Source organism: Paenibacillus sp. OT2-17, from assembly GCF_009827695.1.
GTDB classification, from domain to species: Bacteria; Bacillota; Bacilli; order Paenibacillales; family Paenibacillaceae; genus Paenibacillus; species Paenibacillus polymyxa_B.
The window spans coordinates 14876-37551 of the sequence record NZ_WUDQ01000012.1 but is presented as its reverse complement, the minus strand read 5'-3'; the positions used below and the strand labels follow the sequence as shown (position 1 = coordinate 37551).

General features: G+C 37.3%; 15 protein-coding genes. 14 read left to right on the top strand and 1 reads right to left on the bottom strand.

Annotated elements, in window-relative coordinates; genetic code table 11:
* Window positions 1-282 precede the first annotated feature (282 nt).
* Window positions 283-2793, top strand: a complete 2511-nt coding sequence (locus GRP75_RS05480; protein ID WP_160788788.1) for a U32 family peptidase — start codon at window positions 283-285, stop codon at window positions 2791-2793.
* A 197-nt stretch (window positions 2794-2990) separates the two neighbouring features.
* Window positions 2991-3872: a UTP--glucose-1-phosphate uridylyltransferase GalU gene (gene galU / locus GRP75_RS05475; protein ID WP_028542106.1), complete on the top strand. Its 882-nt coding sequence runs from the start codon at window positions 2991-2993 to the stop codon at window positions 3870-3872.
* 83 nt (window positions 3873-3955) lie between these two features.
* Here galU and GRP75_RS05470 read toward each other — a convergent pair whose 3' ends face one another.
* On the bottom strand, window positions 3956-6412 hold the full coding sequence (locus tag GRP75_RS05470; RefSeq protein ID WP_160788787.1) for an O-antigen ligase family protein: 2457 nt from the start codon (window positions 6410-6412) through the stop codon (window positions 3956-3958).
* 135 nt (window positions 6413-6547) lie between these two features.
* On the opposite strand from GRP75_RS05470, the gene GRP75_RS05465 reads away from it, so the two are divergent.
* The 12 genes from GRP75_RS05465 to GRP75_RS05410 all read left to right on the top strand — a co-directional run bounded on the left by GRP75_RS05465 (window position 6548) and on the right by GRP75_RS05410 (window position 22672).
* Window positions 6548-7351: an ABC transporter permease gene (locus GRP75_RS05465; RefSeq protein WP_025723433.1), complete on the top strand. Its 804-nt coding sequence runs from the start codon at window positions 6548-6550 to the stop codon at window positions 7349-7351.
* Entirely contained in the window at window positions 7348-8652 is a 1305-nt protein-coding gene (locus GRP75_RS05460; protein ID WP_081376926.1) for an ABC transporter ATP-binding protein, read from the top strand. Before GRP75_RS05465 ends, GRP75_RS05460 begins: the two co-directional genes overlap by 4 nt.
* A 4-nt stretch (window positions 8653-8656) precedes the next feature.
* Complete coding sequence (locus tag GRP75_RS05455; RefSeq protein ID WP_069080808.1) at window positions 8657-9646, top strand: class I SAM-dependent methyltransferase; 990 nt, start codon at window positions 8657-8659, stop codon at window positions 9644-9646.
* Entirely contained in the window at window positions 9646-11142 is a 1497-nt protein-coding gene (locus GRP75_RS05450; protein WP_160788786.1) for a hypothetical protein, read from the top strand. Before GRP75_RS05455 ends, GRP75_RS05450 begins: the two co-directional genes overlap by 1 nt.
* Before the next feature lie 9 nt (window positions 11143-11151).
* Complete coding sequence (locus tag GRP75_RS05445; RefSeq protein WP_068938849.1) at window positions 11152-13491, top strand: glycosyltransferase; 2340 nt, start codon at window positions 11152-11154, stop codon at window positions 13489-13491.
* 151 nt (window positions 13492-13642) lie between these two features.
* Window positions 13643-14755, top strand: coding sequence for an acyltransferase family protein (locus tag GRP75_RS05440; RefSeq protein ID WP_068938847.1), 1113 nt, complete (start codon window positions 13643-13645; stop codon window positions 14753-14755).
* Window positions 14727-17744 carry a hypothetical protein gene (locus tag GRP75_RS05435; protein ID WP_160788785.1) on the top strand — a complete coding sequence of 1006 codons (3018 nt, stop codon included), beginning with the start codon at window positions 14727-14729 and terminating at the stop codon, window positions 17742-17744. Before GRP75_RS05440 ends, GRP75_RS05435 begins: the two co-directional genes overlap by 29 nt.
* An 835-nt stretch (window positions 17745-18579) precedes the next feature.
* Window positions 18580-18930 carry a DMT family transporter gene (locus GRP75_RS05430; RefSeq protein ID WP_053326203.1) on the top strand — a complete coding sequence of 117 codons (351 nt, stop codon included), beginning with the start codon at window positions 18580-18582 and terminating at the stop codon, window positions 18928-18930.
* Between the two features lie 47 nt (window positions 18931-18977).
* Window positions 18978-20090 (top strand): FAD-dependent oxidoreductase, encoded by a 1113-nt coding sequence (locus tag GRP75_RS05425; protein WP_160788784.1) that lies wholly within the window; start codon window positions 18978-18980, stop codon window positions 20088-20090.
* The gene (locus GRP75_RS05420) at window positions 20087-21061 is read left to right on the top strand and encodes a glycosyltransferase (RefSeq protein WP_160788783.1); all 975 of its coding nucleotides are present in this window, start codon (window positions 20087-20089) and stop codon (window positions 21059-21061) included. The genes GRP75_RS05425 and GRP75_RS05420 overlap by 4 nt, the downstream gene beginning before the upstream one ends.
* Before the next feature lie 16 nt (window positions 21062-21077).
* Entirely contained in the window at window positions 21078-21857 is a 780-nt protein-coding gene (locus GRP75_RS05415) for an NAD-dependent epimerase/dehydratase family protein (RefSeq protein WP_160788782.1), read from the top strand.
* Window positions 21857-22672 (top strand): sugar phosphate isomerase/epimerase family protein, encoded by an 816-nt coding sequence (locus GRP75_RS05410; protein ID WP_160788781.1) that lies wholly within the window; start codon window positions 21857-21859, stop codon window positions 22670-22672. Before GRP75_RS05415 ends, GRP75_RS05410 begins: the two co-directional genes overlap by 1 nt.
* Window positions 22673-22676: the final 4 nt, after the last annotated feature.

Below are 22676 nucleotides of genomic sequence, written 5' to 3'. Positions count from 1 at the left end.
TAGTAAGAGATTTTTACGAGGAATCGCTTGGAAAGTGTAGAAGCTTGGGGCGCAGTCTGGTACACTAGATTAGTTACAAGATAAGAATGATTATGCCGCAAATGTTCGTGATGCGGATTTTTTGAGTTGGATGCCATTTATCCCTCGAGCCAGTGGTTCAGAGTGGGGATGATCGGATAGGATGATAATTCATAGGGCTATAAAATAAGCAGCATCGCTGCTCTGGAAAATAACGTTTAACTCTGGGTTAATTAGTTATTTCTCCATATAGGGAGGACAAAGATGAAATCAGTAGTACGAAGAGAAGATGTTGAGCTTCTGGCACCAGCCGGTGACTGGGATTGTATGCGTGCGGCGGTGGCAAACGGGGCTGATGCGATCTTTTTCGGGGTGGAAAAGTTCAACGCACGGGCACGGGCGAATAATTTCCGCATGGAGGAACTGCCTGAAATTATGGCGTTTTTGCATAGCTATGGGGTTAAAGGTTTTTTAACATTCAATATATTGGTATTTGAAAACGAGTTGAAGGACGCTAAGGAGCTGGTCGATGCCTGTATTGATGCTGGAGTCGATGCCTTAATTGTCCAGGATATGGGCTTGGTGAAAATGATCCGCGACATTTCACCAGATTTCCCGATCCATGGTTCTACCCAAATGACGATTACCTCGCCGGAAGCGGTAGAGTTTACAAAGCCGTACAATATGGAACGGGTCGTGCTTGGACGCGAAAACAACCTGAAACAGATCCAAAAAATAGGCGATCAGGCGAGACTTCCAATGGAGGTATTCGTACATGGAGCGTTATGCGTATCTTATTCTGGCCAATGCCTGACTTCAGAAATGTGGGGCGGCCGCTCTGCTAACCGCGGTGAATGTGCACAGGCATGTCGTTTGCCTTACGATCTGATGGTGGATGGAGAGCAGAAACCAATGGCAGATGTGACGTATCTGCTTTCACCTAAGGATCTAGCAGCGATCGATTTGATGCCTGAACTGATCGACGCGGGTGTTGTTTCTTTTAAAATTGAAGGGCGACTGAAAACACCTGAATATGTGGCGAATGTGGTCAGCAAGTACCGCAAGGCCATTGATAAGTATTTTGATGGCGATACGTCCAAGACCAGCAAAGAAGATATTCGCGAGCTGCAGCAGAGCTTTTCACGCGGCTTTACGCACGGTTTTCTCGAAGGAACCAATAACAAGAAGCTGGTTGACGGTACGTTCCCGAAAAGCCGGGGTGTGTATCTTGGGCGAGTGGAACAAATCCTTCGTGATGGCGTAGTTTGCCGTATTGATGCACCGCTCAAGCGTGGCGATGGTATTGTATTCGATGCGGGAGATCCCACGCAAAAAGAAGAAGGCGGACGCGTATACGATATCCGTCGCAAGGGCGTGAAGATTGAAGGCGAAGCCGGAGAAGGCTGGATCATTGACATCGTAGCGGGACGCAACGATGTGGATCTGCGCCGTGTACACGTGGGCGACCGCATTTGGAAGACCAACGACCCGGCGCTGGACAAGCGTCTGCGCCAGTCATATGACACGGACAAGCCGTACCGTGTCTTCCCGGTACATGTGCGGGTCAGCGGCTCCCCGGGGCAACCGCTGTCGACGTGGTGGACCGACGTGCAGAAGGGCACAACGGTCCGCGTGGACTCCGAGCTGGAACTGGAGATTGCCCAGAAGCGTCCGATGACGCACGAACTGCTCGAAGAGCAGTTCGGCCGACTGGGCGGAACGGTGTTCCAGCTGGAAGAGCTGGACGTCCATCTGCATGGGGACGTCATCGTGCCGATGCGCGAGCTGAACGGTATCCGCCGTCAGGCGGTGGAACTGCTCGCGGGCGAGCGCCCCAAACCGCCCGTGTACACGAAGCGGACGGTCGAGGTGTATGACGATGCATCGACTCCGGCATCGTCTGTGGCACGCGGTCAGGCAGAGCTGACCGCGCTGTGCCGTAGCCTCCCTCAGGTGGAGGCTGCGCTTGAGGCCGGCGTGGAATTCATTTACGCCGATTTCGAGTTCATCAAGCAATTCCCGGCAGCCGTAGAGGCTGTGCATGCTGCAGGCCGCCGAATTGCACTAGCGACCCCGCGTATCCACATGCCGGGTGAAAATGGCTACCACAACAACATCCTGCGCCTGAAGCCGGATGCTGTGTTGGTACGCAATCCAGGGGCACTCTATTTCTACTTGCGACATCGGTTGGAGAACCCGGAAGCACATCACCCGCAATTGATTGGTGACTTCTCGCTGAACATAGCCAACCATAAAGCGGCTGATCTGTTCCTGGATTCCGGCTGCGACTTGGTTACGCCTTCGTACGATCTGAACATTCAGCAAATGGTCGATATGCTCAGACGTACGCGTACCGATAAGCTGGAGATTGTGATCCAGCAGCATATGCCAATGTTCCATACTGAACATTGCGTATACTGTACCTTTATGAGTGAAGGCACCGACTACACTAACTGTGGACGTCCGTGTGAGGACCATCGCGCATCCCTGCGTGATCGAATTGGTATGTCTCATCCGGTCCGTGTGGACGAAGGCTGCCGCAACACGGTATACAACGCGATTGAGCAATCCGGCGCGGAATACCTGTCCAACTTCATGGAGCTGGGCGTGTCCCGTTACCGCGTGGAATTTTTGGAGGAGACACCGGAGCAAGTGCATGAGGTTATTGATCTCTATAACCGTGCCCTGCGCGGAGAAATCAGCGGAACACAAGTATGGAAAACGCTGAAAGCGACGAATCAGTTGGGTGTTACACGTGGGCAGCTGGTGAAGTAAATAACTGTATATTTGTTCGGGAGCCAGAAAGATTCCGGCAGCATAATATATTAATATAGAAAGCAAGTGATTAGAAGACATGTTCTCTTTGAGGGAAGATGTCTTCTTCTTTAACCTATCAAATTCATCTATCTTCCTGTTATAATCATAGACAGTATATCTATCCGTTATATTGAAGACAAAAGGAGTTATAACCTATGAAAATCCGTAAAGCGATTATTCCTGCTGCGGGATTAGGAACCCGGTTCCTTCCTGCTACGAAAGCGATGCCTAAAGAGATGCTTCCCATTGTAGACAAACCAACAATTCAATATATTATTGAAGAGGCTGTTGCATCTGGTATAGAGGATATCATTATCGTTACTGGTAAAGGCAAAAGGGCGATTGAGGATCATTTTGACTACTCCTTTGAGCTGGAGCATAATTTGACTGCGAAGGAAAAATGGGATCTGCTCAATGAAGTGCGTAAACCATCGGAGATGGCAGATATCCACTATATTCGTCAAAAGGAACCCAAAGGGTTGGGACACGCTATCTGGTGTGCACGTAAGTTTATCGGTGACGAACCTTTTGCCGTCCTTTTAGGGGATGACATCGTTGAGTCTGAGAATCCGTGCCTCAAACAGATGATAGACGTGTTCGATGAGTATCAGCGTTCTGTTGTAGGTGTAAAACAAGTGGATTGGAACGAGGTACATCGTTACGGCATAGTTGAAGGTCATGCACTTACTTCCAAAATCTCTGAGGCGGAACGATTGGTAGAAAAGCCAAAGAAGGAAGAAGCAACCTCCAACTTGGCGATTATGGGACGTTATATCTTGACGCCTGATATTTTTGATATCCTGGGCCAGCAATCTGCGGGAGTAGGCGGGGAGATTCAATTGACGGACGCATTGTCCAAGCTGGGAGAAAAGAATCCGATCCTGGCCTACGAGTTTGACGGGAATCGCCATGATGTTGGCGAGAAATTGGGATTCATTGAAACTACTATTCATTATGCTCTGCAGCATAACGAAATCAAGGATGAAGTACTGGCATATATGAGACAGGTTATTGAAAAGATTGACCAACAAAAATAGACAGCTCACCTAACCTCACCTTATCAAAATAAAAAAGAGACTACCGGATGATATAACATCATCTGATAGTCTCTTTTTTTCTGCTATTTCTCCGATTTTAACTGAGCAATTTGCTCTTTTTCCTTCGGATCAGCTTTTATTAGTTTATCGTACAATGCTTTGTCATCCTGCCCTTGCTTTTGCAGAGCGACGATATAATATCGAGCAATCTCACGATTTGTAGCGTCGCTCAGGTCGTCTTTCAAGCCGTTTTTGAGGATGCTTGCAGCCTCAGCAGGCTTACCTGACATGAACTCAATTTTTCCAGTACTGAGCGCAATACCCGGAGTTACTTCAAAAGTACGTGTCAACTCAATTTCAGGTGGAACCGTCTTAATATGAGCTACCCCATCCAGAACCTTCTGATAAGCAGCGAGACCTGCTTGGAAATATTTCTGCTCCTTGGCGGTGTCCTTCTGTTCACGTGCCTTATCACCAATAGAGTAAGCTTGAGTAATCAACATGTTGTACCAGTCATTGTCCCATTTGAAGTTGGAAATGTTATTTTCCAAAATACTGAAGGCTTGCTCATGCTCACCTTTTGCTTTTAAAAGGTTAACTTTGGAGTTATACATGATTTTATTATACGGTTCTGCCTTCAGGCCCGTATTAAGTACCTCTATTGCAGCATTATAAAATTCCTCTTTTTTCGTTTGATCATACACATTCTTGTACAGTGCAGCCAATCTTATAACCGAATCTGGGTGCGTAGGACGAAGTTCAAGATCCTTATTAATGGCACTTTGGATTTCCTCAAAAGATGTGCTGACCGCCATGATCTGTTTGGCAGATGTGGCAGCATTGGCCGATTGCACGAAGCGGAGACCTGCAAAAAGCACCACAATGCTTAGAATGCCGATGACTGCACTATACATGATTCGGAAACCAGAAGTACTCATGGACAGGCGTTTAAGCGGCTTGCTGTCCATAGCAGCGGCCATACCACCGAGACTCACAAATACCAGTATGCCCATGAACACGTAACTCAGATTAAAGTCTAGCAAGCTATGAAGTAAGATTGAGAGTGCCAAAATGAGATACAGGAAGTGAGAATCCCGTTCTTCATCATCTTGTCTCATATAGCTACGGATATATTTATAGAAAATATATAAGATAAATGACATGAAAATTACAAAACCGAGAATACCAACTTCAACCAGATACTGCATGAAGAAGTTATGGGCCTGACGGCTTGTGTAAGGATAATCTTGGTATTTCTCGTATAAAGTAGCCCAACCGCCGCCGCCGGTGCCAATAACAGGATGATCTTTAATCAATTTGGCAGCATCCTGATAGAATACAAGACGTTCCAGTACACTATGCTGCCGGAAATTGATATTTTCAAACCGGACCTGGACGTTTTCTGGTAGTACGCTGCGCAGGCCAGTTCCAATAAACAGAAAAGCCAGCAAGCCAATCACCACAACTGATCCAACAGGTAGCCACAGGTTGGATAACTTGCGGGAGGCCCATCCTTTGAGGGCATTTTCCAACTTCGGTGCCAGATAACGTTCAACAAGCCACAGTACGACAGCTACAGCCAGGGAGACACCAATAAGTAACCCCCAAGCCTTCGCAGCCTCTCCGCCGTTGTAGGTCTTGTTGAGTTGTAAACCCATATTTGTAATTGGCGCCAAGATAGATATTGACGCTACACCAGCAATGGCACAATGCAAAATCCATATAATCTGACGTGCTGGTTTAAAGAAGAGCAAAAGCAGTACGAAAACGACTGGCAACATAACCAGACCGCCCCGTGACAAGGTCAGGAACAGCGAGACCAGGATGGGCACCAACATGAAACCATGAGTAGCCTTGCCATACCATGACTTTGATTTCATTAAACAAAAAACGGCAGCGAATAGGAAAGCCATTAGAAAGGCGGCATATGTATTCGCATATTGAAACACTGATGTCAGCCGGAGACCATTTGTATCTGTCATAACTGCATTGGTATAACGATATTGATACACATATTGGGTAAACCAGCCTACCATCTTGCCGGCAAGTACCCACTGTCCAAACCAGTTAATAAAGCCAAAGCCTACAATGACATAAGCAACAGTCATAATCAGGTTGTGAATAATCTTATTGCCTAAGCGATCTTGTAGTAGATAGATTGAGATGATAAACAGAGCGGCATATATGCACTGTACCACCACCATATTCATGGCCAGGTAATGCGAAGCTGCTGAAGTCAGTGAAAGCACATAAGACAGGGGAAGCAGCAGTACTAATACAGCCAGCCAATCCCTTTGCTCTTCCAGCTTGAATTTCTTATAATAAGATACGATTGCCAGGATCAACAGAATCGAGGCGATGATAACAGCCCAATAGAGAGGCTTTTCAAAATCGAGCATTTGCCCATTAAAAAGTGCAGCCTGGAAGGGAGCCCAAGCTAAAAACAGAATCATGCCAACAATTAACACCCAAAACATAGCCGGCCTTTTATCGTCACGGGTCGACGTTTTGGCCTGTTTCCCGTATACTGGATTCGACAAGGTTTACAATCTCCTTTTCTTGTAGATACGTCAACATTTTAGCATAATGACGCTTTGGAACCAACTAGCAGTATATCAAGACATGCTAACTCATTTAAATTAAAAACTTAATTATAGGAAGAAGAGATATTGAGAATGTATTTAAGAACAACATTAAAAAGTATTTTTAACCATAAATATCTTATTAAAAATTTTATGGTCAAGGATCTGAAAAATCGCTATCAAGGTTCCATGATGGGTTTCTTGTGGTCAATCATCCACCCGTTGACAACTCTTGCAGTCTACTCACTTGTTTTCTCATGGATGCTAAAAATGAGAGTGGGTGTGGAACTGGGAACCAATAATTTTACACTGTGGATGTTCGCAGGGTTGCTCCCATGGATTTTCTTTTCGGAAACTCTTAGCCGCGCTACCTCAGTTGTGCTTGATAATAGTAACTTAATTAAGAAAACAGTATTTCCTTCTGAAATTTTGCCGATTTCTTTGTTGCTTTCTAACGCGGTGAATTTTCTGATCGGTTTTCTAATATTAATTGGCGGAATGTTTTTCTTAGGTCAACATGTCTCGGGCCTTTCGTTACTGTATGTATTGGTATATATATTCCCTTTGGTGTTGTTTACTCTTGGATTCTGCTGGTTATGTGCCAGTTTAAATGTTTTCTTTAGAGATTTGGGACAGATTGTAAGTGTAGTTTTAAATATTGTTTTTTATGCTAGTGCAATTATATATCCTATACATGTTGTACCACAAAAATTCCAAGGTTGGTTTTTCTGGAACCCGTTAATACATGTGGTACAAGGAATAAGAGATGCTTTGTTTAAATTACAGTTCATTGAGGACAGGGAGCTTATTTATCTTTATACTTTTTCAATTATAGTGTTTTGTTTGGGGCAATATATATTCCAAAAATCGAAAAAAGGATTTGTTGATGTACTATGATGAAAAACGACTTGGCAATAGAAATTGGAAATATAACGAAGACATATAAAGTATACAATAAGCCTTATCATAAATTGCTTGAGATCTTCAATTTAGGAAAAAAAAATACTGAAATAAACGCTTTGAAAGGAATCTCTTTTAAAGTGGAAAAAGGGAAAACATGCGGTATAGTTGGTCCTAATGGTTCTGGGAAAAGCACACTTCTTCAAATCCTCACAGGGATTTTGCAACCTACATCTGGATATTTTAACGTGAAAGGTAGGATATCTGCACTGTTAGAACTTGGTGCGGGTTTTAATCCAGATTATACTGGGAGGGAGAATATATTTTTATATGCTTCCATACTAGGAGTAGAGAAAAAGGAGATTGAAACAAAGATAGATGAAATAATTGAGTTTGCTCAAATTGGCGATTTTATTGATAGATCTGTTAAAACATACAGTAGTGGTATGTATGTGAGGTTGGCATTTGCGGTTGCCATCAATGTGGACCCTGACATTCTCATTGTTGATGAGGCACTCGCAGTAGGAGATGAAAGTTTTCAAAGGAAATGCTTTAGAAAGTTCGAGGAACTAAAAGAAAAGGGCGTCACTATATTATTCGTAACTCACAGTTTGGGGTTAGTTAAGCAATTTTGTGATGAAGCAGTTTTAATTTATAAAGGGGAACTTATTGAGCAAGGACATCCGAATCACGTCATAAATGTTTACACTAAGCTTATTGCTGAAATGGAAAATGGAGTGAAGGTCACTAAGCCAACAGAAAAAAGTAGTGACATCCCGATTTTGGGCGAATCAAAATTGTTGGATAGCAAACAAGCTCCTTCAGAGTATAGATACGGCAATGGGGAAGGGAAGATTATATCCTTTAGGTTAGATGGCGAAGACGGGAATAAATCAAGAATATACAGGCATGGCGAAAAAATAACCATTTCCCTCAAACTTCAGTATTATAAGGACACTTATTCTTCACTTGCAGCCTATACGATTAAAACTGTTTCGGGGGTCGAAATAACCGGAACGAATACCAGCTTCGAGGGTTTGGATTTAAAAAATTATAAGAAGGATGATATTTTAAATGTTGTCTTTACTCAAAACACAATATTAAATGCAGGAGATTATGTTGTATCTTTGGGATTTATTGAATTAGTTGATGATAATATCGTAGTTATGGACAGAAGATATGATGTTTTAACTTTTAAAGTCGCAGAAACCAAAAAAGCAGCCGGCCTTGTAGATCCTAAAGTTGAAATAAACGTAAGCAAAGTAATGAATAACTTAACTTTAGAGAACTCGGAGTGATCTTATGAATGATTTATTCAAACAAATTTATCCTATACATGAAGGAATTTATTTATGTTCTGAAAGTGGACATTATTATTCTGACTTAGATAATAAGCGGATGAGTAAACTAGTTGCTGAATGTATCTCTAAAGGATGGAGAACGGCTGTTAAGGAAAATTTTTATGATAATCCTTTTTTATTCAATATCATTACAGATGAATCCAGAGCAGATTGGCAGTATCTATTGCCGTTAACTGAAGATTCAGTAGCACTGGATATTGGGGCTGGCTGGGGGACTATTTCCATTCCGCTTGCACGTAATATTAAACATGTTGTTGCATTGGATGGAACCTTAGACCGTCTTCAATTTCTGTCTACCAGAGCAAAGCAAGAGAATATAGAAAATATTACGGTTATTCACGCGGACATATTTAAGCATCCTTTTAAAGAAGCGAGTTTTGACTTAGTTTCCTTTAATGGGGTATTAGAGTGGGTGGGACTTAATGATCTGGGCCAGAATCCACAAGAAAGACAGAATGAGGCTTTAAGAATAGCTTACAGTTTACTCAAACCTGGAGGCTATCTATACATTGGGATTGAAAACGCTCTGGGGCTAAAATATTTGCTTGGCGAACCTGACGATCATACGGGGATCAAATATATTAGTTATTTGAGTAGAGAAGAAGCCAATGAAATAAGTTTAAAGTGGAATAAAAATGAATATAGTACTTATACGTACACAAAGCAGGGTTATCAGCAACTGTTGGAGATTTCAGGATTCAGTAACATTGACTTTTTTTATCCGCATCCAGATTACAAAAGGATTGAGTTTCTGTACAGTCTGTCCGAAAAAAACGTATCAAGCTATTTAGTCGAATTTTTACGTTACACAAAATCCAGCTCTTCAATTAGTGAACGTGTAAATGATTTGGAGAAGTTTCTAATCGAATATGAACAGTTAAGTCCATTTCCTGCTTCTTATAGTATCTTTGCTCGTAAGGAGGAGAACTAATGATACCTCAGATTAAAAATTATGTAGAAACAAACTGGAACCGATTTTTCGAAATTAAGCCTTCGACACTTCAATTTCTTTTATTATCTAATCCTCAGGGGAAAAAGATTACGCATGGAAAATGCACAGTGCTTATTTTTAAAAACCACGAAGCCAAGCCTACCCTAGTTGCTAAATTTTTAAGGGATCGTAAGGGACGCCAGGAGAAGATCGTTAGTGAATATAAAATTCTTGATAAAATAAGTGGTTGGGGTCAAGCTCCTCAACCTTTTGATTTGTTAAGAATCAACAATCGTTATGTTTCATTTGAAGAATTTAAGCCAGGCATTTCCCTCAAGTCCAGATTGCAGCGGACAGTCAACAAGCTTTCTTTAAATAATTTAGAAGATGTTATTGATCATGTTCGTTCAGACTTTCGAAATACTGGAGTCTTACTGAATCGCTTTGCAAATATAGAGATACCGATTCTAGAAATAGATGATAATAGTAACTACGCACACAAAGCATTAGAAAACTATAGTGAGTTAACTTCTTTATTAAGTTTGTCTGATAACAATCGTAAAATATTAAATAAGCTGGTTGAGGTTGATAAGGAAACCGACCAGCCGACAAAAATGGTGCATTTTGATTTAACCCCATCCAATATATTGGTAGATAAAGGGGAACTCAACCTTATTGATTTTGAATTCAGTATCCCTTCTAAAAGCTATTTTCTAGATCCATTAAGATTTAGTTTTTATTATTTTTATTTACTTTATGAATTGAATTTGTTCCGTGGCCTTTCATGTGAAGCAAGCTTCTATCATTTTTTTGCGGAAAATGAAATCACACAGAGTATGGTTCATGAGTTTTTTGAGGCAACCATTGAAGGGTATAGACAAGAATCGTTTTTTAGTTATATGTCTTTATTTTTGTTGAGCAATTTACAACTTCAATTAGATGAAACTGATTTTATTAATGATGACTTTGTTGTGCAAACCAATAATCTGTTGACTATCTCGCTGGATGTTTTGCAAAATAATGAAGTTAATTTGGCTGTTTATGAGAGTAAAGTAGTTGAAATGACTAATGAAGAGGTTAGAATTGAGTATGGTAAGTGCCAAAATGTAATTGCAAATTACGAAGCCGCAATTCAGGAAAAAGATCAACAACTGGCACAAAACCTCGAATATATAGAGCATTGTCATAAGGTGGTAGCCGAGAAAGACAAGGAACTGTTGAAAAACACTGAATATATTGAACAGTGCCATGCTACAATTACTGAGAAAGATGGACAATTAGAGGAGAATAATCGTTATATCTCGTTGTGCCATGACTCTTTAAAAGAAAAAGATGAGCATTTAGCGGTTTTACAAGAGAATATCTCACAAAAAGAACAAACACTTGCAGACTTGAAAGCGCAGTTGGTGCAACATGAACAGCTTATTACGAGCTTACAAGAAAAACTAAATCAAAATCCATTTGTTAGAGCTTTTCAAGAATTTAGAAAAAGGTGAGAATTAAAAATGGAAGTGCGATCCTGTGATATTATTATTCCTGTGTATAATGCACCGGAAGAATTAGAAGAATGTGTACAGTCATTATTTCGTTACACTAATTTAAAAGAAAATAGAGTTGTAATTATTAATGATTGCAGTCCTGATTCTAAGGTGAATGAATATCTCGCTACCCTAGATAAACAGGAAGGTTTAATTATTCTACAAAATGAAAAAAATCTAGGTTTTGTAGGTACAGTTAACAGAGGTATGTCCTTCTCGCAGGACGACGTAGTACTGTTGAATAGTGACACGGTCGTTACAGCTGGATGGTTGGAAAAGTTAAAAGAAGTTGCATATTTAGATGAATCTATTGCAACAGTCACACCACTAACAAACAATGGAAGTATTTGCTCTGTTCCAAAATTTTTAGAAGATAACTCAATTCCCGAGGGTTATACAGTAGAAAGCTTCGCACACTTTATTGAAAATATCTCTCTGAAAGAATATCCTGAAGTGCCTACCGCAGTTGGTTTTTGTATGTATATTAAAAGAGTGATCATTGATGAAGTCGGATTGTTCGATCAGGAGACATTTGGTAAAGGGTATGCAGAAGAAAATGATTTCTGTTGCAGAGTTATTGAGCATGGCTATAAAAATGTGATTGATGATCACACATTTATATACCATAAAGGATCTATGTCTTTTAAAGGTGACAAACTGGCCTTATTAAATAAAAATTTAAAAACTTTAAATGCCAGATATCCTTATTACGATAAAAATGTTCATGATTTCATTGTTAAAAATCCATTGAAACGTATACATGAAAATATAAACATTAGATTACCACATTATGTTGATTCTTACAAAACCCGCGGCAATATACTTTATGTTCTTCACAATTTCTTTGACGAGAGCTATACTCAGCCAATTGGTGGGACGGAGTATCATGTTAAGGATATTGTATCGGAGTTAGAAGATTATTACGCTTTTGTATTAGTGACGAATGGAAATGAGTTGGTGCTAAAGCAGTATCTTAAGGGTGATTTTATTGCAAAGTATCATTTTCCTTTACGTGATTCTATCTCTATACAACATTTTCATCATCAAGAATATAGTGAAATTGTAGAAAAAATCTTGGGGACTTTTGAGATTAGCCTTGTGCATATACATCATTTGATCAGGCATTCTTTTGATATCCCTCATATTGCTCATAAATTAAATATACCAGTAATTTTCACTTTACATGATTACTATTTATTCAGTCCTAAAGTGAATTTATTGGATGAGAATAATAAGTACATTTTAGAAAGTGGAAATGAAGAAGAAAAATTCAATTCCTCCTTGAGAGCTGCTTATGGATTTCATACTCCATTTATAAAGAAATGGAGAGAAAAAGTTGAAGGTATGACTAGTAAAGTAGACCAATTTATTACACCTTGTGATTTTTCAAAAGATTTATTTATAAAGTACTTTCCTTCTTTAGAAAACAAGATTTCTGCTATCGAACATGGAGTTACTATTGAGAATAATTTAACAGGCTCTGAAATTTCATATGTGAAATCAGAGGAAAAAGAAATTAAAGAATGGAATATTGGATTTTTAGGCGGGCTTGCACCTAATAAAGGTAGTGATTTGATTTATAAATTGATCACAAAGTACCCTAGGAATCATATTAATTGGCATTTAGTTGGTGGTCTGGGAGATCAAAAATTAAATTTATTGAATCAAAATAATCTCCATAAGCATGGGGAGTACAAAAGAGAAGAACTGAGCCATATTATAAAACAACTGGATCTGGATTTAATTTGTTTGTTATCTCCATGGCCAGAGACTTTTTCTTATACGTTAACTGAAGCGTGGTTGCATGATATACCTGTTCTGGTTACTCCTATGGGAGCCCTTAAGGAAAGAGTTAATAAGGTAGGCGGTGGATGGGTATCCCAATCTCTTGAACTAAGCGATGTTATGAAGAAAATGGATGAAATTATTGATCATGGGCAAAATGAACTGGCTAAAATTAAAATTAATATTAGTGAGTATAACTTTAAAACAAAATTAGAGATGGTAGCTCAATATAAAGAATTGTACGATAGGTTCGAGAGTTCTAAAGAGCCGATTAAAACAATAACTGTATTTGATAATGCTGATCTTCTTGTATCCTTAAAATATTATTTCCCTCATGATAGTAATATAACATCACATGAGTACCATAACCAACTTAACCAATTGGAAACAGAATTAATGAACATGAGAAATACAATTGGATGGAAGGTTTTGACTAAACTTAGAAACAATAATAAAGGTTCTTTGAAAATGGGAAAGAAGCTAATTTATTTTATTCTTAAGTTCAAAGCCTCAAAAAGATAGATTCGATGTGAATTAGCATATTTTTATAAATATTCTATTAGCAAATTTGGACAGATGAATCCTGCTTTCCTATGTAGGATTTTTTCTTTTTTACATTATCTATAGATGTACTTGTGTTGGGAGTAATAATTCTAATGAAAGAGTTGATTATTTGAGCCAGAAATCAGCACTACTTGAAAATCGAATGATTGGTAAAGAGAATAATTTTGATTTTATGAGGCTTGCCGCTGCAGTTATGGTATTGCTTTCGCATTCTTATCCAATCTCAGGGAATGCAAATGAGTTTTTTGCTAAAATAACAAATGGCCAGTGGCCACTTGGAGGAGTATCTGTTGCCATTTTTTTTGTTATTAGTGGCTTTTTAATAAGTATGAGTTTTAATAAAACGCATAGTAAGTTTAGGTTTGTTTTCAATAGAATATTAAGAGTTTTTCCGGGCTTGATTTGTGCCGTTTTGTTTTCAACTTTCATCATTGGAGCTGTTGTAACTAATAATAATTTAAATGATTATTTAACTAATCCTCAGACATATGATTATTTAAAGAGTTCATTCCTTTTCCCTGTTTACTATGAATTACCAGGTGTTTTTACTGGAAACATTTATCCCAATTCAGTAAATGGCTCATTGTGGACTTTGCCTTATGAGGTTCTATTTTATGCATTGGTTTTGATTATAGGATCTATTGGCTGGTTTAGTCATAAAACTCGCGAAACCCTATTGCTTTTATTTGTACTGGTTTTATATCTAAATATATTCTCTCCTCATATTTTTGATAATTATAACTTTTACGGGATAAGTATGGGTAGCGCAAATTATCTCTTAGGCTATTTCTTGGCAGGTACGGTTATGTATTGCTATAGAGATCAAATTATTATTTCGAGAAAGCTAATGCTATGTTCTTTTATAGTTATATTAATAAGTTTTAAATTTGGTGGTTTGAAAGAAGTTTTTATGATCTTTGGGAGCTATCTTATTATTTGTTTTGCTTATTCTCAGAAAATAAAAATGTATAAAATAAATAAGTATGGTGATTTTACTTACGGTATGTATATTTACGCATTTCCTGTTCAACAATTTGTTATATGGATTTTCGGTGGTGGCAAAATGAATACCTTTTTTCATTTTTCTATTTCTTTTATTATTTGTTTGGCTTGTTCGTATTTATCTTGGCATCTAGTTGAAAAGAAATTTTTAAGTTTAAAATTACTTCATAAGAACAAGAGGGAGCCTGAGCATGAGCAATTTGAAGTCCTTTCTTCCTAAATCCTCAATGCACCTTTTAATATCAAGTGTGTTGGCTGTACTTATATCGCTAATTTCAACCGTGTTTTTTTTAAAGGTTTATGCTAACGGCAAGCAAGTTTATCATGACATCATTGCAGGCAACATCGTATGGTCTGATCAATTTAAGAGTTTGGATTATTCGATAATCTACTTTTTCATTCTCTGCTTCTGTTTGTTTTTAATTCCCTTAATATATTTTGTGAATAAAAAAAATATAACGGAATTACAAATGAGTCCAGCAGGACTTTTCGTATCCAAAAATTTATTGGTCTGCTTCTTTCTCTTATTTTACGCGGTCAGTTTTTATTTTTTTAGTGGGAATAGTTCTTTCATTTATATTTCTATTTTGATGTTTATAACCTATTTTGTTGTTGAATGTAAAAAAAATGATACAACAGATAAAGAGCAAGTCTTTACAAGTATTATTGTATCTCTTACTTTTACTTATTTCGCAATTATAACGCTGCTTTTCGTCTTTAGCTTTGTTAACCCGAATTCTTCTTACAAATTAGCGCAGTTTTTCCCGGAAGTTCTGACTCTGTTAGTTTGGATGATTCAAGTTGTAATTTACTTTTATAAAGAGCGCGTACTTACCACTCTGACAAAAACCTTAATGTATTTATCTCAATTAATTCTTCCTTTTATAACGTTAGTGTTAGTGTTTGGTGTATATCAGACAGGAAATAAAATTGAATTGCATAGAAATAATTATACATTAGCTATTATGGCTTCTATAGCTATTATACTGTTTATTTACACTGTTCTTTTGATTTTAAAACACAGAAAATGTGAAGTTAGTAATGTGTGGGATTACATATTCTGGCCTTCATTAATACCGATGACGATCATTATGTTGTACTCCACTCCTGTTTATAGTGGCTTTGTTTCAGATGATTTCCATTTAGGCGAAATTTTCATGCCCTTGCAACAGATGTTGAATTATGGATTGAAGCTCAATGTAGATATAATGTCAATTCAGGGAATAATGGGTCCAATGTATAGTCTTATTAATGACTACGTTTTTAATGGAAATCTATCAAGTATCAACTATACGTTTGTTGCATTTCCTATAATTATGGGTGCCCTGGTAGTGTTGCTTATAAAAAAATTATATGGCTCTAAATGGGCCTTTTTATTTATTGTATTTTCTTTACCGATATTATATGAATCAGGTATGAACAGAACTTATTTAATTGTTCCTTATGTGCTAATTCTTTTTCACAAAAAGACACTTTCCAATCCTGTAAAGTGGGTCATTCTTTATTTTTGGATGTCTTTAATTCATTGTTTGTATAATCCATCCATGGGTGCGGCTTTAACAGTAGCCTTTTTTCCTCTGTTTGGTGTGATGTTATATAGGACGATAAAGCTTAAGTTATGGAGTAAGGTATTTCTTAAACACAAATTATTATTTTGTGCTTTATTGGTAATTCAACTTTGTATATTAGCAATGTTACTCCCAACATTATTGGGGACTATTCAATTTATTCTTGATAATGGTTCTGCTAATACACTGGCATACGGGATAAGTCTTTTTTCTGAATCCCAAACTTCTCCAGAATGGTTTCCTAAGCCCTTCCCTTACGATAAACTGAATAGATTGCTTTGGGAAGCTATTAGAATTGGAGGATGGTTATTCACGCTACTTCTTTTTGTGGGATTAATGATTTTTAATGTGAAAAAAGCAGTGTCTTTCAATAAAGAAAATCAAACTTATCTCATGATTTTATATTGTATTGTATCGATTATATTCTTAATATTAATTACCGGATATAGCTTAGGTCGTTTAGATTCTGGTTCAATGCATCGCTCCGGATCAATTACTTTTATATGCTTTTCTTTTTTAATACCAGCTCTGTATGTCTTTTTTCTTAAAAATAAGTTTAATGGTGCAGTTCATCATATATATTTAATCGTATTTGCAATATTGTTAGGTTCTGTGGCAACTTTCGGACAGCAGCAGGCTTTTAGAATTACAGAAAAACTAGTACAACCAATGGTAGTGCCAGAGAACGCTATTTTTGTAAATGGTGCAAAACAGGGTCTTCCGGATGTTGGTGAGGGATTTATTGCTAAGGAAAGATGGCAAGAGATGTTGGATTTTAAAACAGTACTCTCAAAAATGTTGAAAACAGGAGAGACTTATGCTGATTTAACAAATCGAACGCTTTTTTATGAGATAACTAACAAAAAGGTTCCTACTTTCTACTCTGCAGATTATCTTGCTGCCAATAAAGAGATTCAAGAAAAAATGATAAAAAATCTTGATAAAGAAGCACCGCCATTAGTTTTTATTGGTCCAGCAATAAGGCATGATGGAGGCCCCGCTTCAATTCGTGCCTATAGATTATATAAATGGTTTTTAGAAAGAGACTACGTATACTATCAATATAATTCTCTTCAATTTTTGGTGAGCAAGCAGAGAATGTTGGAAACTAAAGCTTATGATGGTACAACTGATACCGATGAAAACGAATTAAGAGCAGTTTTTCATCAAAAGGATTTACAATCTTTACCAGTTGCTTGGGGAAGAAACTTTAAAGAAATGAAGGATCGATTTCAATCTTTACCGGACGACTATATGTCATTGTCAGAATCTAATGAGATTATCAAAGAAGCAGATGGGAGTATAGTGACCAACGGTAATGATCCATATGTGAGCTTTAAATTTGATTCCTCTATGCAAGGAAAAGATGCTGACTTTTTATTAATTGACCTCAATATTATAGGATCTCAGGAACCCTTCCAAGGCCAACTATTTTGGAATAGTAGTAACAGAAAAAGTAAGAAATATGATGAAGATCATTCTTTCTTATTCAATGTGGTTAGTGGTCAATTATTAATTCCTTTAGGTTCGGATCCTGACTGGCTAAAAAATAGCCACAATGAACTAAGATTCGACATTGGAGATAAAGCAAATGTAAAAGTTAAAATTAACTCTATTAATTTGGTTAAGCTAGTAAATTGACTGATAGAGGGCACATAAGAGCATGCATCATACTTTATGTATTTCATGCTCATTATGTGCTACTAATAGAGGAACTAAATGCAAAGAATTCAAAAAACTATATTCGTAAGAACTTCTAATCTAAAACCATACTCAAATATAAATATTATTGATGCTTCCTATCATGTTCTGTTAACCATTGATGCACTTAAAGAGAATTCCATCAAAGACCACTTGTTATTACCTATTGTTTCATTGGGGTTAGTGGAAGAACAAGTATATTTCTTGGGGTGCAACTGTTTCTGATAAAAAGGGAAATTATTTTTATACTTCTTTTCCTCAACTTGGTTTTATCGTTCCTTATCTTAATTTAAAATTTACTTTCTATTTTTTTGGTCATTATACTATTTAAATGAAAATACCTTGAGGATCTATTCTAAAAATTGGCAGTAATTTGTTGTTTACTTTCAAACTAGAGACATTATTGTCGTCAATAACTTCAAGACTTATTATCAATCGGAATTTCATCTTTAATAATATTCTTAGATATACTTTTGAAATTTTGAAATATTACGGCAGCAGATTTTAGCGATAATAACTGACATTCAGGAATTCATCGTAATAACTCAATAATTTTATTCCAAAATAACATTTTGGACTTTTCCATTAATGAACCTTGGATTCAGCTTAATCTTAAAAAAAGATATTCAAAAGTTGAAATTTCCAAATTTTTATTTACCATAAAATAATTGAGTCTTTTGCAATTTTGCCTTGATGTTTTGACATAATTCTTCATAATGCAAATTTTTTTTACAAGTGATAGAATAAACAATAAATAAACTGTTAGGGGATCATAATGCTATTATTGTTGCTTTTTTTAGCAATGCTTTTTAACATTGTCGCTCAAATCACTTTAAAGCATGGAATAAATGTATTGAGTTTTACCGGAATTAGCTTGCAGTCACTTATAAAGTTGTCTACCTCACCTTATATTTGGTTTGGAGCAATTTTATATGGTGTTAGCTTTGTATTCTATATCTTTGCTTTGTCTCGGGGGGAATTGGGGAGGATTTCACCTGTATCGCAGGCATTGACTACACTAGGTATTGTTGCGGTGTCTGTTTTGATTTTTCACGAACCAATAACCGCTTTTAAACTTGTAGGCATTATCTTACTGATTGTTGGAACTGTTATTATTTTTTATTAGCTAAAAATATATAAAAAAGTGGCACTAACAAAAGGGGAATGACTTTTTTGAATTACGATTATGTTATCTTTGGCGCTGGAATATACGGTCTATATGCTGCTCACTTATTAGCAAAAAAAGATTTGAAAATAGCTGTAATTGAATTTGATGACAAACCTTTACAACGTGCGAGTTATATTAACCAAGCGAGAGTTCACAACGGGTATCATTACCCAAGAAGTGTTTCTACTGCTGCAAAATCTGCTCATTATTACGAACGGTTTGTCCGTGATTTTTCTTTTGCTATAAACGATAGATTTAAGAAAATATATGCGATTTCAGCGAATGATTCCTTAACAAATGCTGAGCAGTTTCAACATTTCTGCGATTATGTTGAAGTACCTGCGGTAGAGGTTAACAGCAGAGTATATTTTAATCCAGGAACAGTGGAAGCAGCATTCGAAACGATGGAATATAGCTATGATGCTAATTTAATTCGTAATTGGTATATGGAGAAGTTACAGGGTTTTAAAAATGTGTCGCTGTTTTTCAATCAACTAATTGATAAAGTGAGCATTGAAGAGGAACGCTATGCACTTCGTTTCACTGATGGATCTGATTGTACAGCTACCAACATACTTAATGCAACCTATGCGAGTATTAACCAGATTTTAAGTAAGTTTGACTATGAGTTATTTTCAACAAAATATGAAATATGTGAAGTGATTATGACAGGAGTAACCGAAAACGTTCAAAATGTAGGCATTACTGTAATGGATGGGCCTTTTTTTTCTTTGATGCCTTTTGGAGAAAGTGGGTATCATTCTCTTACATCTGTTGGACATACTCCGCATGAGTCGTCTTTTAACGCTTTACCTGAATTCTCTTGTCAGAAATACAATGATGCTTGTAATGTAAGACAATTAAGCAATTGTAACACTTGTTCGGTTAGACCTTACACAGCTTGGACAAGAATGAGCCAGTTGGCTAAAAAGTATCTTAATCCTGAAATTCAAATAACCTACAAAAAATCTCTATTTGCTGTAAAAGCATTGATTAGTGCTTCAGAACTTGATGATTCTCGACCTACCGTTATTAAGGAATTTTCAGAAAACCCGAGATTTGTATCTGTTTTTTCTGGAAAGTTTAACACCATCTATGATTTGGAGGAAGTACTATGAAAGAGCAGGTTTTTGTTTCTACTGTTCTGTATGCGCACAATAATGAGCACGAAATTGTGCAGGCATTAACTGAATTAGATCGCACCATGATGACATATTTTCAACACTATGAGATCATACTGGTTAACGATTTTAGCCAAGATAAGACGCTGGAGAACGCACATAGTGCTATGGAAAATATTTATGGGGACACTACGATTATTAATCTGTCCAGAAAACATGGTGTTGAGCATGCTATGATGGCCGGACTTAATAAATCAATGGGTGACTTTGTGTTTGAAATTGAGTCTTTATTTATTGATTTTAATTTGGACCTGCTCTACGAGATGTTTAAAACGGCAACCGGAAAAGGGTTTGATATAGTCGCTGCTACCTCTGGACAAGCTGGCTGGAAATCTCGAATGTTTTATAGAATACTGAATAGGGTGTCTTACTTGAATTTATCTCTTTCTACGGAGACAGCACGCTTAGTAACGCGTCGTGCTTTAAACGCTATGCTAAATTTGAAGGAAAAAGTAAGGTATAGAAAAGCGCTTTATGAGCTTACAGGTTATTCTAAAAATTTGATTAACTACAAGGCCGTAAATAGACTGACGGGTAGGAAAGTAAATCGGGAGAATATTTCATTAGCTGTAGATGCATTGGTCTCCTTTTCTCATTTTGGATTAAGAGCAGCTCATCTTCTTACAGGTGTATTTTTCTTATTTTCCTTGTTCATGGGAGGGTACGCTTTATATAATTACTTTTTTAATCAGTCAGTAGTACAAGGTTGGACTACACTTATGATTTTAATCTCTCTTGGTTTTGCTGGTTTGTTTTTTATTGGCGGAATTATTGGGGAGTACACTTCGCGTATATTAATTGAAATCCAAAATCGTCCTTTTTACAGTACCAAGTCTGTAGAAATGTATAAAGAGAAAAAGCCTAGACTAGAATTAATTAAAGAAAAAGAGAGTGCTTCTGGTCAATAAGGAAGGAGAGAGTGTTGTGAAGAAAAATTGTCTTGTAGGGTTTACTGGGTATGTAGGCTCCACTTTACTTGCACAGACCACATTTGATGAGTTATATAATTCGTCCAATATTGAGTCTATTAAAGGCATGGAATATGATTTAGTGGTATGTGCGGCTGCACCAGCTGTGAAATGGAAGGCTAATCAAGCTCCAGAGGAAGATCTCGCTAATATTAATCAACTTATTTCCTGTTTAAAAGAGGTCAAGGCTCAAAAGTTTGTGCTCATCTCTACAGTTGATGTATATAGTACTCCTATTAAAGTTGATGAGTCTGCGAATATACAAACAGAAACAGCAGAACCTTACGGAAAACATCGCTTTTATTTAGAACAATTCGTTACCAAAACTTTTCATGACCATTTGATTATTCGTCTCCCTGGTCTATTTGGCAAAGGACTTAAGAAAAACTTCATTTATGATTTAATTCACGACAATGCTTTACATCTAACTCATCACCTAAGTGAATTTCAATTTTATAATATGAACCATTTGTGGGATGATATTCAAATCGCACTTGATAATTCGCTACGCATAGTGAATTTTGCTACAGAGCCTGTGAGTGCAAAAGAAATTGCTCGGGCTGGACTGAATATTAACTTTTCCAATGAAACGGAGAAGAAGCCTGTTTTATATGATATGAGGAGTTTGTATTCTCATATTTTCAGTGACCGTGACAATAAAGAATATATGAAATCTAAGAAAGAAGTTCTACAGGAGATTAAAGCATTTATTGAGGAAGAAAAGAGGGCTCTTTAATGAAACTTTCTATTTCCAATATTGCGTGGAATAGTAATGAGGATGAAGAGATCATTCTGTTGCTTAATAAACTTGGCATTCGTGGACTAGAAATTGCCCCTACTAAATTTTGGGAACGACCATTAGATTGCGGACCTAACGAATTACTACAATTTAAGCAATATTGGGAACAAAGAAATATTCAACTAATTGCTATGCAATCATTATTATTTGGACAGCATGGGCTGAATTTGTTTTCAAATGTTGAATCTCGTAACAAGCTAAAGGAATATGTACTGGGTATAATGGACTTGGCGGGAAAAATAGGAGTTAAAGCGCTGGTATTTGGATCTCCTAAGAACCGACTTTCCAATGGACTGTCTAAGAGTGAGCAACTGGACATTGCTATTCCATTTTTTGCGGAACTTGCTGAGGCTGCTGTTATAGAAAATGTAACCTTATGTATAGAGCCTAATCCATCCCAATATGGTTGTGATTTCATTACGAATAGTGATGAAGGTATACAATTGGTTCAGGAAGTAAACCATGCTGGTTTTCAATTGCATCTGGATGCGGGCGCTCTTACTTTAAATAACGAAAATATTTCTTCTGCTATTGAAAAAAGTATGCCTTATTTGAGTCATTTTCATATTAGCGAACCTTATCTTAATAAGGTCGGTGGCGAGGGAAGTGTGTCACCACATAGGGAAATAGCAGAGGTGCTAAAAGAAAACGAATATAAAAACTGGGTGTCTATTGAAATGAAGAACGGGGACAATTCGAATGCTGGAACAGTTGAGCGGGCCCTAAAATATGCTTCAGAAATTTATGTATAATTAA

What these genes read in the sequence shown, in the direction of transcription:
- GRP75_RS05450 (WP_160788786.1), top strand. Translation starts at nt 9,646, where the DNA reads ATGATACCTCAGATTAAAAATTATGTAGAAACAAACTGGAACCGATTT.
- GRP75_RS05435 (WP_160788785.1), top strand. Translation starts at nt 14,727, where the DNA reads ATGAGCAATTTGAAGTCCTTTCTTCCTAAATCCTCAATGCACCTTTTA.
- GRP75_RS05420 (WP_160788783.1), top strand. Translation starts at nt 20,087, where the DNA reads ATGAAAGAGCAGGTTTTTGTTTCTACTGTTCTGTATGCGCACAATAAT.
- GRP75_RS05455 (WP_069080808.1), top strand. Translation starts at nt 8,657, where the DNA reads ATGAATGATTTATTCAAACAAATTTATCCTATACATGAAGGAATTTAT.
- GRP75_RS05460 (WP_081376926.1), top strand. Translation starts at nt 7,348, where the DNA reads ATGATGAAAAACGACTTGGCAATAGAAATTGGAAATATAACGAAGACA.
- GRP75_RS05480 (WP_160788788.1), top strand. Translation starts at nt 283, where the DNA reads ATGAAATCAGTAGTACGAAGAGAAGATGTTGAGCTTCTGGCACCAGCC.
- galU (WP_028542106.1), top strand. Translation starts at nt 2,991, where the DNA reads ATGAAAATCCGTAAAGCGATTATTCCTGCTGCGGGATTAGGAACCCGG.
- GRP75_RS05445 (WP_068938849.1), top strand. Translation starts at nt 11,152, where the DNA reads ATGGAAGTGCGATCCTGTGATATTATTATTCCTGTGTATAATGCACCG.
- GRP75_RS05410 (WP_160788781.1), top strand. Translation starts at nt 21,857, where the DNA reads ATGAAACTTTCTATTTCCAATATTGCGTGGAATAGTAATGAGGATGAA.
- GRP75_RS05430 (WP_053326203.1), top strand. Translation starts at nt 18,580, where the DNA reads ATGCTATTATTGTTGCTTTTTTTAGCAATGCTTTTTAACATTGTCGCT.
- GRP75_RS05465 (WP_025723433.1), top strand. Translation starts at nt 6,548, where the DNA reads ATGTATTTAAGAACAACATTAAAAAGTATTTTTAACCATAAATATCTT.